The organism is Wohlfahrtiimonas sp. G9077 (genome assembly GCF_002252155.1).
Taxonomy (GTDB): domain Bacteria; phylum Pseudomonadota; class Gammaproteobacteria; order Cardiobacteriales; family Wohlfahrtiimonadaceae; genus Wohlfahrtiimonas.
In genome coordinates, this window is the sequence record NZ_NEFD01000001.1 from 602,742 (window position 1) to 616,427 (window position 13,686).

13 protein-coding genes are annotated in these 13,686 nt (G+C 43.8%); 11 read left to right on the plus strand and 2 right to left on the minus strand.

The window, feature by feature from the left end:
• Positions 1-66 precede the first annotated feature (66 nt).
• Positions 67-1,293: a pyridoxal phosphate-dependent aminotransferase gene (locus tag B9T20_RS02875; protein ID WP_094489731.1), complete on the minus strand. Its 1,227-nt coding sequence runs from the start codon at positions 1,291-1,293 to the stop codon at positions 67-69.
• A gap of 121 nt (positions 1,294-1,414) precedes the next feature.
• Positions 1,415-2,869, minus strand: a complete 1,455-nt coding sequence (gene nhaC, locus B9T20_RS02880) for a Na+/H+ antiporter NhaC (protein WP_094489732.1) — start codon at positions 2,867-2,869, stop codon at positions 1,415-1,417.
• A 228-nt stretch (positions 2,870-3,097) separates the two neighbouring features.
• Between nhaC and B9T20_RS02885 the strand changes: the two genes are divergently transcribed.
• The 11 genes from B9T20_RS02885 to B9T20_RS02940 all read left to right on the plus strand — a co-directional run bounded on the left by B9T20_RS02885 (position 3,098) and on the right by B9T20_RS02940 (position 13,669).
• Positions 3,098-3,952: a DUF2157 domain-containing protein gene (locus tag B9T20_RS02885; protein ID WP_094489733.1), complete on the plus strand. Its 855-nt coding sequence runs from the start codon at positions 3,098-3,100 to the stop codon at positions 3,950-3,952.
• Positions 3,939-4,874: a DUF4401 domain-containing protein gene (locus B9T20_RS02890; protein WP_094489734.1), complete on the plus strand. Its 936-nt coding sequence runs from the start codon at positions 3,939-3,941 to the stop codon at positions 4,872-4,874. The genes B9T20_RS02885 and B9T20_RS02890 overlap by 14 nt, the downstream gene beginning before the upstream one ends.
• The gene (locus B9T20_RS02895; protein WP_094489735.1) at positions 4,871-5,329 is read left to right on the plus strand and encodes a GDYXXLXY domain-containing protein; all 459 of its coding nucleotides are present in this window, start codon (positions 4,871-4,873) and stop codon (positions 5,327-5,329) included. The genes B9T20_RS02890 and B9T20_RS02895 overlap by 4 nt, the downstream gene beginning before the upstream one ends.
• Before the next feature lie 90 nt (positions 5,330-5,419).
• Positions 5,420-5,971, plus strand: coding sequence for an HdeD family acid-resistance protein (locus B9T20_RS02900; protein WP_094489736.1), 552 nt, complete (start codon positions 5,420-5,422; stop codon positions 5,969-5,971).
• A gap of 96 nt (positions 5,972-6,067) precedes the next feature.
• Positions 6,068-6,565 (plus strand): division/cell wall cluster transcriptional repressor MraZ, encoded by a 498-nt coding sequence (gene mraZ / locus B9T20_RS02905; protein WP_094489737.1) that lies wholly within the window; start codon positions 6,068-6,070, stop codon positions 6,563-6,565.
• Complete coding sequence (murI, locus tag B9T20_RS02910) at positions 6,504-7,352, plus strand: glutamate racemase (RefSeq protein ID WP_233491516.1); 849 nt, start codon at positions 6,504-6,506, stop codon at positions 7,350-7,352. Before mraZ ends, murI begins: the two co-directional genes overlap by 62 nt.
• Before the next feature lie 21 nt (positions 7,353-7,373).
• Positions 7,374-9,908, plus strand: coding sequence for an aminopeptidase N (gene pepN / locus B9T20_RS02915; RefSeq protein WP_094489739.1), 2,535 nt, complete (start codon positions 7,374-7,376; stop codon positions 9,906-9,908).
• Positions 9,905-10,450: a nitroreductase family protein gene (locus B9T20_RS02920; RefSeq protein ID WP_008314137.1), complete on the plus strand. Its 546-nt coding sequence runs from the start codon at positions 9,905-9,907 to the stop codon at positions 10,448-10,450. Before pepN ends, B9T20_RS02920 begins: the two co-directional genes overlap by 4 nt.
• A 2-nt stretch (positions 10,451-10,452) precedes the next feature.
• Entirely contained in the window at positions 10,453-11,226 is a 774-nt protein-coding gene (locus tag B9T20_RS02925; protein WP_063455710.1) for a TSUP family transporter, read from the plus strand.
• 13 nt (positions 11,227-11,239) lie between these two features.
• Positions 11,240-11,734, plus strand: coding sequence for an acyl-CoA thioesterase (locus B9T20_RS02930; RefSeq protein WP_008314135.1), 495 nt, complete (start codon positions 11,240-11,242; stop codon positions 11,732-11,734).
• A gap of 516 nt (positions 11,735-12,250) precedes the next feature.
• Positions 12,251-13,669, plus strand: a complete 1,419-nt coding sequence (locus B9T20_RS02940) for an APC family permease (RefSeq protein WP_008314133.1) — start codon at positions 12,251-12,253, stop codon at positions 13,667-13,669.
• The last annotated feature ends 17 nt before the right edge of the window (positions 13,670-13,686 follow it).

Consider the following 13,686-nt stretch of genomic DNA (forward strand, 5'->3'; position numbering starts at 1 on the left):
CTTAAAATTGATGGTTTTTAATCTAGCTCAATAAAAACCATCCGTCAATAGGGGCAATTAAAATTTTTAATCTTTTGAGGGTTCACGAATGCCATCAAGATAGCTGCCAATGCGATGCACGGCATCGGTCAATGTATCTGTGTAGGGCAAAAATGTGATGCGAAAGTGATCTGGCGTTGGGTAGTTAAAGCCTGAACCTTGCACGATCAATACACGTTTAGATTCTAAAAGATCCAGCGCAAACTCCTCATCAGACACAATGCGATAGGCTTCAGGGTCCATTTTTGGGAACATGTACAACGCACCTTTTGGCTTCATACAGGTCACACCGGGAATGCTCGTCAATAAACGGTGCGCCGCATCACGCTGACGCGTCAAACGCCCCTCTGGCGCGATCAATTCATTGATGCTTTGATAACCGCCCAACGCAGTTTGGATGGCCAATTGCCCCGGTGCATTGGAACACAAGCGCATCGAAGAGAGCACATTTAAACCGCTGATGTAATCTTTGGCGTGCTTTTTAGGGCCAGAGACAATCATCCAACCGGCACGATAACCACAAGCACGATACGCTTTAGACAAGCCATTGAAGGTTAAACACAAGACATCATCGGCCAATGCTGCCGTTGAGGTGTGCACTTGGCCATCAAAGACAATTTTGTCGTAGATTTCATCTGAAAACACCACCAAACCATGTTCACGAGCGATCTGTAAAATGTCCAATAAAATTTCATCACTGTAGAGCGCGCCCGTTGGATTGTTTGGATTGATGATCACAATCCCTTTGGTGCGCACCGTGATTTTAGAGCGAATGTCCTCAATGTCTGGTTGCCATTCGTTGGCTTCATCACACATATAATGCACAGGACGCCCGCCGGCCAATGCAGTGGCGGCTGTCCAAAGTGGATAATCCGGTGTTGGGATCAACACTTCATCGCCGCTGTTTAACAATGCATTTAAACTCATGGTGATGAGTTCAGAAGCACCATTGCCGATGTAAACATCATTGACATCCACATTTTTAATGTTCTTTTGCTGGGCGTAATGGACGATGGCTTTGCGTGCGGCGAAAATCCCTTTTGAGTCCGTATAGCCCGAGGCTTCTGGCAAGTTCATGATCATGTCTTGCACCATTTCATCAGGCGGTTCAAAGCCAAACGGTGCCAAATTGCCAATATTTAATTTGATGATTTTAAGACCATCTTCTTCCATTTGATTCGCTCGATCGAGGACGGGACCGCGGATCTCATAGCGAACATAATTCAATTTATCTGATTTATTAATCACTTTCATAGCGCACACAAGCCTTGTTAGATAAGACAAACAAAAATCTAATATAGCCACAAAGCATTGTAGAAGCAATCAATGGCGCACGCTCCCCCATAAATGATCAACATTCATGGGGGAAATGTCTTTAATCTAAGCGCTTATTCATGCGAAAACGCTTCACTTTTTTTGGCTTTTCGCCATCTTCATACGTTTCAATCGTCCAGCCCGTACACGCATAGAAAATGGCAATGAGCGGACTTAATAAACACAAAAATGTGTATGGCAAATAACTGAAAGATGCCACGCCCAATGTTGTGGTCATAAAGGCACCACACGTATTCCAAGGAATGAGTGGCGATGTCATCGTGCCGGCATCTTCTAACGTGCGAGAAAGCACTTTCGCTTTAATGCCACGTTTTCTGTATTCATCAGCGTACATTCTACCCGGAATGATGATGGACATGTATTGATCACACCCCACAATGTTACCGGTAATGCAGGTAAATACCGTTGAAATGATGAGGCTTTTGGTCTTTTGTGCAATTCGTGCAATGTGCCCCACGATCACTTCAAAAATTTTCGTGAATTCTAAAATGCCCCCAAAACACATGGCAATGATCACCAAAGAAACCGTGGATAACACCGCAGTGATGCCGCCATTGTTTAAAAGATCACTGAGGGTTTTATTATCTGTTTCAATGTGATAACCATCGTACAATGAATTTAACACCATCGATGCATCCGCCCCTTGCACAAAGATCGCACACAATACGCCTAAAGTTGAACCGATCATCAATCCTGGGAATGCAGGAATTTTAAAGATCATCATCACAATGATAAAAGCTGGCACAAGCAATAACCAAGGCGAAATGATGAAAATGCCTTTTAAATCCGCCTGTAATGCCGCAGTCACAGCGGTTGTTTCCGTCATGGTGCTTGCCTGAGAAAAGCCTAAAATCGTGAATAAAATCAGGGAAATCACCAACGCAGGAATCGTGGTGTAGAGCATGTATTGAATGTGCTCAAACAGATCCACACCCACAATGCCCGGCGCTAAATTGGTGGATTCTGACAATGGTGAAATTTTATCCCCAAAGTAAACGCCCGAGATCACAGCACCTGCCACCATCTCCGGCTGCATGCCTAACCCATAACCAATGCCCATAATGGCAATCCCGATGGTGCCCGCAGCCGTCCATGCGTTCCCTGCTGCAATAGAAATGATGCAACAAATGGCGCATGCCGCCACTAAAAAGTATTGGGGTTCTAAAATGTTTAAGCCGTAGTAAATGAGCGTTGGCACAATGCCGCCGGCAATCCATGAGGCAATGATGGTTCCGATCACCATCAAAATCACCACCGCTTGCATGGCTAAACGCACTGCATCTAACATGCCGCGCTCTACTCTGCGCCAAGAGAAACCTAAGCGCATCGCAACCATTGCGGCAACACAAACACTGACCAATAATGGGATGTGTGGACTTGTTCCGAAGATGAAAATACCCGTCACGAGCGCGATCATCATAAAGACCACAGGAATTAAAGATTCGAATAATGAAGGTAGGCGACCCTCTTCGCCTACGGGGGGAATAATTTCCATATGTACAAATTTCCAAAATGAAAAGGTGGAAAAAAAGTAATCAGAAACTGATCGGCGATTGGGGGTTGGCTCTTGATTGAAAGAGTTGGCGAATGATATGCCTCTTTGTTAAAAAGGGATAATTAATTTTATTTATGAATTCACAAATATTGATAGAACCCTTTATGATAGTTATTAAACAATGATTGATTAACAATTTCCCTCACTCATCCTTGGAGATATTCCTTTATGCAATCCCGTCACTTCCTCAAGATTTTATCGTGGCACCTCGATTGTCTTGGCGTGATTTTATTGGCATCTGGCATCATCTGCTTAACAGCATTAAATTGGCTGGCTTGGAGCAGTTTGACCAAATTCATCTTGGCAGAAAGCGCTCTCATCATTGTATTTATTTATGCAATGTGCACACGATCACCGGCACGCCGCACCCTTGCCCTTGGCTTATTTGCTTTATTGGTGGGCTGCTTTTGGGCGCTCTTTGGGCAAACCTATCAAATCAATAGCCATTTGTATCATTTACCCATGATTTGGTGCTTATCTTTACTGCCCTTTGCGCTGTTGTTTAATGATCGTTTTTTAACTGCATTCACTTCTCTGCTCACTTATCTTTTCATCATCAATTACTTACAAGTCTATTGTCACAATGCCACCGTTGTCCTTTTAAGCACAGCGCTGCTCTCTCTTTTATTCAATCTTGTGTTCATTTATTTCAGCACTCGATCAAGTTTGAGCTTTGTGCATGGCATGAGTGATCTCTATTTTGTGTTGATGTGGGGCAGCTTTATGGCATTGCTGCTTGATTTATCCGTACGGGATCAATGGGTTGTCTCACGCATTGTCGCTGTCATTGGCACGCTGTTCACTTTGGCGCTTTACTATTATCTGCGCGAAAAAGCCCAGGCCATTTTGAGCTATTTAGCGGGCATGATCACATGGTTCCTATTGCTGCTAGAGCTCTTTAGCGGCGCGCTTGGCTTCTTTAGCCTCAGCGTTGTGGGATTGGTGATGATTTATCCTGCTTATCGTGGCGCAGATGCACTCTTTAATGCTGCACGTTTTGGAGATCATCATGCAAACCCTTAACCTTAAACACTTCCTCCATGCAGGATTAATGTGCCTACTCACGTTGATTTTGATGAGTTTTCCTGCTTATTGCGTGGCACAGCTCGAAGCCAATACAACGCTGCTTTATGGCTTATGCATTGCATTCATTGCCATTACTGTTTACATTTGTCGCAGATGTCGTACAGAGCGTTTCAGCCATCAATTTTTAATCCTCGCTTCCCTAACCTTATCTGCACTTTTTACCAATGGCGCGGCGCTATTAATGGCCAACAACGACTGGGATCAATTGATTAAAAGTTTTGCCCTCGTCAATGCCATTTATTCGCTGGTGCTCTTATTCGCCCTCAAGAATGGTTACATCAGAATTCTCGCGATCCTTGTATTGTGTTTGATGGGCATGATTGGCTTGTATGCACATACGGATGTTGCGTGGCCTTATTATGGGCTGCTTGCGCTCACGCTTGTGTTCCTCTTCGCTGCATGGCCAAAATCTACCCTGAGTCTTGAATGGATGATTGCCCTTGCGCTCTGCATCTTAGGCATGACGTTATTTGAACTCTGGCTCAAAGATTTTGGTTTTCACATCATACAGCCACCGCACCTCTCATCATTATTGCCAATGATGGGGGCATTGCCTTGGTTGCTGCGCAGTCCTACCGATCTCGCATTACGCATCATAAGCACCGCGGCTTTCTTGATGGCCTTATGGTTTTTGCCGCTGAATGTGGTCATGGGTGCAGTTTTAGTCCTCATTGGCATCCTCAAAGGTGAGCGCGCCCTACATGTTTTAGGTTTACTACTGTTCACTGTTGCATTGGTGCTCTATTACTATGAATTGTCTTGGTCATTACAGGCAAAAGGCTGGTTATTGCTCAGCACAGGCACAGTTATTTTATGTGTTCCAAGAATTTTACAACGCATTTTATGGAGAGACGCATGACACGCACTCGAACCCTCGTTGCTTTTATTTTACTCGGCGCACTTTTGATCTTCATGAATGTCCAAATTCTCCAAAAAGAGCGCATTAAAACTGAAGGCGAAACCATCTACTTTGAACTTGCGCCCGTTGATCCCCGTGCCTTTATGCTCGGTGATTACATGGCATTGCGTTATGCCCATCCATTGTTGAATGAAGATTATCAGCCGATGATGACATTTATCGTCACATTAGATGAACACAATGTTGTCACACACGCTGAGCCTTACATTGGCGGAACTTTACAGGACAATCAGCGCTTATTTAACATTCAAGATCAACTTCGCCCCACACGATTTTACTTTCAAGAAGGGCTTGCGCCTCATTATGATAAAGCTCGTTATGGCGTATTTAAACGCAAAGATACGGATCACTTTTTGTTAGAGAATTTAGCCGATGCTGATCTCATCCTTTTGTAAAGCAAATGCCAAGCACCGTTTGGTTTTTTCTCATGATTCGGTGCTATAATTAAATGGCTTCTTCAATTTAATAACAACAAGGAGACAAATATGACAAATTCAACAATCAGTCAAAATAAATGGTGGCTCTCTGTCATTATTGGTGTGTTGTTCATCGTGCTCGGGATTTGGAGCTTGATGACACCTGTGGCGACATTCTTAACCATCGCCTACTTTATTGGCTTTATGTTTTTATTCACTGGGGTTGCGGAAATTTTCTCCGTCTCCAGCCAAAACCCTAATTGGGGTTGGTCACTGTTATCAGGCGTACTTGACTTCATCATTGGTATTCTTTTCCTCACAATGCCGCCAGGTGAAGTGATGTTGGTCACAACGTTCCTCTTTGGTTTCTGGATTTTATTTAGATCCATGCTAGGTTTAGGTTTAGTGCTGAGCCTTAAAAACAGCACCGATCATCCTAAATCTGACCAGTGGAAAAGCATCATTGCCTTACCCATCATTGGCATTGTGTTAGGTTTCATCTTCTTGTTATCCCCTGTGATTGCAGGCGGCATCATTGTGGGCATTTTCAGTGCGTCGATCATTGCGTTTGGCGTGTTTGAGATTTACTGGGGTCTTTTCCTCAAAAAATCTTCTGTTTAAGCACATCTCAAAGAACCCCGAACCTTCGGGGTTTTTCTTTGCGCGGGCAAATTGTTGCTGTACAATCACTGAACCATCTTCAACGATCGATCAAACATGAAACATTTTTTGGGGGAATTTGAGGTCAAACTTGATGCTAAAAAGCGTCTGATGTTGCCTATGCCCTTAAAAAAGCAGCTTGTGGATACAGATCGCTTTGTCATCAATCGCGCCTTTGATGCGTGTCTAAACCTCTATCCTTTTGATGTATGGGAAGAGGTTGATCATGAATTAACTAAACTCAACCCCTTTGTGAAAAAAGAGCGGGATTTCATCCGCTTTGTCAGAGGCGGCGCCACAGAAGTGACGCTAGATGCACAAGGTCGCTTTGTACTCCCAAGCCGATTAATGAGTTATGCCAATATTGACTGTGACATTGTATTATCTGGCAATGGCGCTTTAATTGAAATTTGGGATCAAGCCACTTATGATCAAGCACTGAATGTTGATTCAGAGAGCTTCTCAACGCTTGCCGAAGAAGTGATGGTAAAATATGAAAAAGACGCGCTCTTTGATTTTGATGAGCGCATTGTTGTCCCCATTATGCGTCGCTAACATGAAAATAGGATTTATAGATTCTGGCATTGGCGGGCTCTCTGTGATGAGTGCCTTCATTGATTATCCATTGCCTGCTGATTATTACTACATTGCAGATACGGCTCATTTGCCTTATGGCTTAAAATCCCATGAGTACATCCATGAGCGCATCACCACATTGACCGAATATTTATTGGCAACGCATCACATTGATATGCTTGTGATCGCGTGCAATACAGCCACAGCCATCAGTGCAGAAAAACTGCGTCATCAATTGCCACAAGATTTCCCGATCATTGGCATTGAACCTGCCATTAAACCTGCTGCGCGTGCATCAATCACCAAAGAGATTGCCATTGTCGCCACCTCATCAATGATCGAAAACCCTCGTTTAACGCGCCTCATTGATCAATTTGCCCATGAAGTTTCCGTCATTAAAATCGCCGCCGATCCGTGGGTCACTTTAGTGGAAAAAGGCGACACTGAGAGCATGGCGGCTCAAATCACATTACAAGAGACGTTAAACGTGCTGAACAATACGCAGGTGGATCAACTCATTTTAGGCTGCACTCACTTTCCCTTTTTGCAAGAAGCATTGATGGCGCTCGTGCCGCCTTCTGTGACACTTGTGAATCCTGCCTTTGCAGTGGCAAAGCATGCAGAGCACTGTTTACAAGCTTGCCACATTGCGCCTGAGCGCACGCCAAGTTTTCATTATTTTACCACGGGGAATTTAAACGATTTCCAACACCAAATCACCCACCTTCAGCTGCCTTCTGGCACTGTACACACACTGGATATTTAGCTGAATTAAGAGGATAAAATTATGCCTGTATTAAAAAAAGTCTTGCGCCAAGATTATCAAGCCCCTGACTTTACCGTCAGTGATGTTGCCCTTACCTTTGAATTAAAGCCGGTGGACACATTGGTCACCGCCACTTTAACCTTACAAAAAAATCCTGCCACCGCTGGACGTACGGTGATTTTAAATGGCACGCCGACCTCTGAGCTGATTGCGCTCTCCATCAACGGCACAGCGCGCAATATTCATGAGCTTTCCATCATCGATGACAACATTCATCTGACCGATTTAACGGATGATGTTCTTACAATCACTCTTTCAAACCGCTTAAAACCTGCCAATAATACTGCGCTTGAAGGATTATATCTGTCCAATGGCATTTTCTGCACCGATTGCGAGCCTGAAGGTTTTCGTAACATCACCTACTTCCCTGATCGCCCTGACATCATGGCAAAATACACCGTCACCATCATTGCCGATCAAGAAAAATGTCCTGTCTTACTCTCAAATGGTAATTTAATTGAAGCGAAAACTTTGGATAATGGTTTACACCAAGCCATTTGGCACGATCCATTTCCAAAACCCAGTTACCTCTTTGCATTGGTGGCCGGTGATTTAGGCTTCATTGAAGATCAACACATTCGCCCAAATGGTACGCCTGTTCAGCTTCGCATTTATGCTGCCCACAATGAGTTGGATCAATGTCATTATGCCCTTGGCGCCCTTAAACGCGCGATGGAATGGGATGAAAAACGCTTTGATTTAGTGTGCGATGTGGATCAATACAACATCGTTGCCATCCATGATTTCAATGGCGGCGCGATGGAAAATAAAGGGCTCAATATTTTCAATGCCAAATATGTGCTCGCCAATTCAGAAATCGCCACCGATGCAGATTTTGAAACCATCGAATCCATCATTGGGCATGAATATTTCCACAATTGGACGGGTAACCGCGTCACTTGCCGTGATTGGTTCCAACTCTCTTTAAAAGAAGGCTTAACGGTTTTTCGTGATCAAGAATTCACAGCGGATTTGCGTCATCGTGGCTTAAAGCGCATTGATGATGTTAAAATGCTCAGAAACTACCAATTTCCTGAAGATGCAGGCCCATTAAAGCATCCCATTCGCCCAGAAAGTTATGTGGAAATGCGTAACTTTTACACCACAACGGTTTATGAAAAAGGCGCTGAAGTGGTGCGTTTGTATCAAACCTTGCTCGGTCAAGAGGGCTTTAAACGTGGGCTTAACCACTATTTAGATCGCTTTGATGGCACAGCAGCAACGTGCGATGACTTTTTGCAGTCAATGGCAGAGGCAAACAACGAAGATCTTTCAGGTTTAGAGCATTGGTACAGCCAAGCCGGCACACCACAGCTGCATGTGACCAAAACTGTGAATGATCATGGCATCACATTACACTTTAAGCAGTATTTAAGCGCAGAAGGTGAGAATCTTAAACCACAGCTCATTCCCATTAACTTTGCCCTCATCAGCAAAGAGGGTGATATGTTGCATGAAGATCTCTTCATCTTAAATGCTTGGGAAGATGAATGCTTCATTCCATGCGAAGATCAAACAGCCGCGGTCTCTTTACTGCGTGATTTTTCAGCGCCTGTGCTGTTAAATTATGATTACAGCACCGATGAATTATTGACGATTGCCTATTATGACACCGATGACTTTGCCCGCTGGGAAGCAGCGCAGCGCTACATTGCAAACATCATTGGCAACCCTGATTTAACGTTGGAAGAAAAGCAACAACGCTTCAGTGATCCTTTAGCGTATCTCTTGACCTTGTGTCAAACTGCGCCCAATTTCTATGCCCTATTCTTAACGCCGCCGCATGCTGAATTCATTCAACGCACGAGCCGTGAAAAAAATCTGCATAAAATTTGGACAGATCTTGAAGCAGTGATGACTCATGCCGCAAAACGCTATGAAAAAGAGTGGCTCGCCATTTATGAGAACATGAGCATTGGCAATGCTGCGGCCCGTGATCTTAAAAACTGTGTATTGGCCTATTTAGCGAAATTACCTCAGCATGAATTGACCATCACGCGTCAATATGAAGCGGCCAGTAACATGACCGATCGCATGGCTGCTCTTCGTGCGGCGGTGCTCAACAATCACAGCACGCGCGAGACTTTGCTCAATCTCTTTTTAGAGCAATTTAAGGATTATCCATCCGTGGTGGATAAATGGTTCACTTTACAAGCCAGCAACCCGTACATTACGTTAGATCAGCTCAATTTATTGCGCGCGCATCCTGCCTTTAACATGCACAATCCCAACCGTGTACGCTCACTCTTTTCGGCCTTTGGACAAAATAAAGTGGCGCTCTATCAGCAACCTAGCGTATTCTATCCGTGGTTGCTTGAGAACATTGTGATGATCGACAAAATCAATCCACAAGTGGCCGCCCGTTTAGCCACGCCATTCTCACAACTTGATTTTTTACCCAAAGCAGATAAGAATGATGTGCATTCGCTAGTGAACAGCCATTTGTCTGATTCACTCTCTAAAAACCTTGCGGAACAATTGAGCAGATCACTATGAGCATTCAAGAGATTGTCACAAAACGTCGCACCATTCATCACTACAAACCTGTGGCAGTGGATGAATCCATCATTGATGAAGCACTACGCTTAGTGGTGCATGCACCGAATCATCATCTGACGTTCCCGTACCATTTTTATAAAGTCAAAGGCGATGTGCGCAGCGCACTGTTGCAATATGCCTATGATTCCTTTGCGGTGAAATCTAAAGAAACGGCGGATCAAAAGATCCAAAAATGGTCAAACATTCCCGGTTGGTTATTGGTGACGCAAAAACGTGGTGCGGAACCAAAAGTCACGAAAGAAGATTACGCCACCATTTCAATTGCCATGTACATTTTAATGCTGGCTCTTGATGAGCGTGGCATTGGCTCAAAATGGTCCACAGCCTCCCTCTTTGAAACCGAAAAATGGTATGAGATTTGTGGCGTGGATGCCGACAAAGAAGAGATCGTTGGCATGCTGTGGTATGGCTATGCGGATAAAGAGCCAAAAACTTTTGCAAGACCGAGCATGGATCAATACTGCTCCACATTGGAGTAACCATGAACTATTACGATCCGAGCCTGTGGCTGTTTGTGATTTTATTTGCCGCAGCCATTTTGGCAGGTTTTGTGGATTCCATTGCAGGGGGCGGCGGCTTAATCACCGCACCCTTAATGCTCAGCATTGGTGCGCCGCCTCATGTGGCGCTCTCAATGGGTAAATACATGGGCGTCTTTGGCACATCCTTGGCCGCTTGGGAATACATTAAGCGCAAAGTGATCCGCCCTAAAGAGTGGATTTGGTGCGCATTGATGACTTTAATTGGGAGTTTTACAGGCGCTTTATTGCTGCTAAGTTTAGACCCAAGCTTCATCAAAAAGATGATTCCACCATTATTGATTGCGGTGGGCATTTACATGCTGATCCCTAAATCAAGAAAACAGGCACAATCGGAAGATGGCATTGTTTCTCAACCTAAGCAAATTGCCTCAGGGCTTGGGCTTGGCTTTTATGATGGTTTCATTGGCCCAGGCACAGGATCGTTTTGGACGGTATTGTATAATCGTATTTTTAACCAAGATTTTTTAGTGGCATCCGGTGTTGCTCGCTTAATGAATAGCATGAGTAACATCGCCGCACTTGTGATCTTTGCCGTGGCAGGAAAAGTGGCATGGTTCATGGGTGCATTTATGGTGGTTGGATTTATGTTAGGCAGCTACATTGGTGCCCGCAGCGCCATTCGTTATGGCGAAAAATTCATTAAACCACTTTTCATCACCCTCGTGTTTATCATCGCAGGGCGATTGACTTACATTGAGTATTTTACAAACTGATAAAGAGATTGAAATGAGCGACGAAACAACAACTGTACTTGCGCCAGAGCGTGAACTCGAAATGACAGTATTGATGACCCCAGACATGGCCAACTTCTCTGGCAATGTCCACGGTGGTGATTTATTAAAACTGTTAGACCAAGTGGCTTATAGCTGTGCCAGTCGTTATGCTGGGCAATATGTGGTGACCTTATCTGTGGACTATGTGCTGTTTAAAGAACCCATTCATGTACAAGAATTGGTGACCTTTAAAGCCTCCGTCAACTATGTGGGTAACTCATCGATGGAAATTGGCGTGCGTGTTGAAGCAGAAAACATCACCACCCGTCAAAAACGTCACACCAACAGCTGTTACTTTACAATGGTTGCCGTCAAAGATGGTAAATCCACCAAAGTGCCACCCCTTTGCATTGAAAGCGAAGAGCAAAAAGTGCGTTGGAATAAAGCATTGATGCGTCGTAAGGCACGTAAACTCAGCCAAAAAATCTTAGATGATCAACCGGCATAAGGTGATCTGACACAAAGGGCCTTCGGGCCTTTTTTTATACTCATTTCTCTATTCTTAACAGGTTCTCAACCACTGATGTGCTCGATGAGCAAAAAATAGAAACCCTCAATACCCTTGCCATGAGTGATGATCATTTTTATGCGTTTGGTGATCCACAAGATCACCCATTTAATCGCACCGCAAATGCACACTTAATTTTCTTATTGTTGCCATCATCCCCGTTTATTGAGTGTGGGGACTCTCTTGCAACAATGGCGGATGCTAATTTGTCAGATAATGTCTTATAAATGATAGCCTTAGAAAAAAAGCAGCACTTTTGGGCAAAAAAATGTAGCCAAACGCAAAAAATAATGTAAAATCCCCTGATTCCTCATATCCTTATGAGGAATTTTTTTTAGAGCAAAATTTAATATTGGGTATTTTGCTCGATCACAAGGGGGCAATAATTCTTTTGAATTAACGCGCATATTTATCTCTCTTTCAACATGCCATTAAACGGCTGGGGGAAATAAACTTATGTTAACAAACAACCAAACGTTATCTCCTAACGTTACCAATAACGGTTCAGCAAGCTTGCAGAAAACTTTAGTCCTCTGGCAACTTGTAATGATCGGTTTAGCTTATATGCAGCCTATGACGGTGTTCGATACCTTCGGCATTGTGAGTGATGGTACGGGCGGACATGTTCCAACAGCTTATATTGTGACCCTCGTTGCGATGATGTTCACAGCTTTGAGCTATGGGAAAATGGTTCGACGCTTTCCATCGGCAGGTTCTGCTTATACTTACGCACAAAAATCCATTAATCCTAATGTGGGTTTTGTGATCGGTTGGTGTACATTATTGGATTACCTATTCAATCCGATGATCAACATCCTCCTTGCAACCATCTATTTAAAAACGCAATTTAGTGCCGAAATCAGCATTTGGTGGTACGTTGTGCCGTTAGCAGCGATGATGACCTATATCAATTACCGTGGTATTGAAATGGTCGCAAGCTTTAACAGCATCATTGTATTCTTCCAATTGTTATTGATGTTGATTTTCCTTGTGCTCGTGGTGAAAGGTTTATACTTTGATCAAGTGGGCGCAGCGACACTCGTGAGCGCAAAACCATTCATCAGCCCTGAGATGTCCATCAGTGCAGTGGCGGCCGGTTCTGCAATCTTGTGTTTCTCCTTCTTAGGATTTGATGGTTTAAGTTCCTTGTCTGAAGAGGCCAAAGATGCCGCTAAAGCTGTACCGAAAGCGATCTTCTTAACCACTTTAATTGGCGGGATCATCTTCATTTTCATCACTTACTTTATGCAGCTTTTCTTTGAAGGTTATACATTCGTCAACCCTGAAGAGAGCCAGCCAGAAGTCTTGTTGTATGCCGCAGAACGCTCTTTAGGTAAGTTCTTAGCCGCAACATTCTTCCAATCCATCGGATTGTGGTTAGCGATTTTTGCAGTATTTGCCTCAGGTTTAGCGGCACATACGGGCGTATCTCGCATGATGTATGTGATGGGTCGCGATGGCGTATTCCCGAAAAAAACCTTCGGTTATATCAATCCTAAATACAAAACACCTTCCATTAATATTTTAATCGTTGGGATTGTATCGTTGAGCGCAGGTTTCTTTGATTTAGACTTTGCCCTTCACTTAGTGAACTTTGGTGCATTGACGGCATTCTTCATTGTGAACGTTTGTGTAATCGCGCAATACTACTTCAGAGACAATCAAAAATCAGGATTCCGCAACACTTTCCATTATTTGTTCTTACCGTTCCTTGGTATGCTTTGTATCGGTTATTTATGGTACAACTTAGAGGCCATGGCATTACAAATTGGTTTGGTTTGGGGCAGCATTGGTATCATTTATTTGGCATTCGTCACCAAAGGCTTTAGAAAATACCCACAAGCCTTCATTGATCGCCAACACAATGTTGAATAACCACTAAAGTTACACCC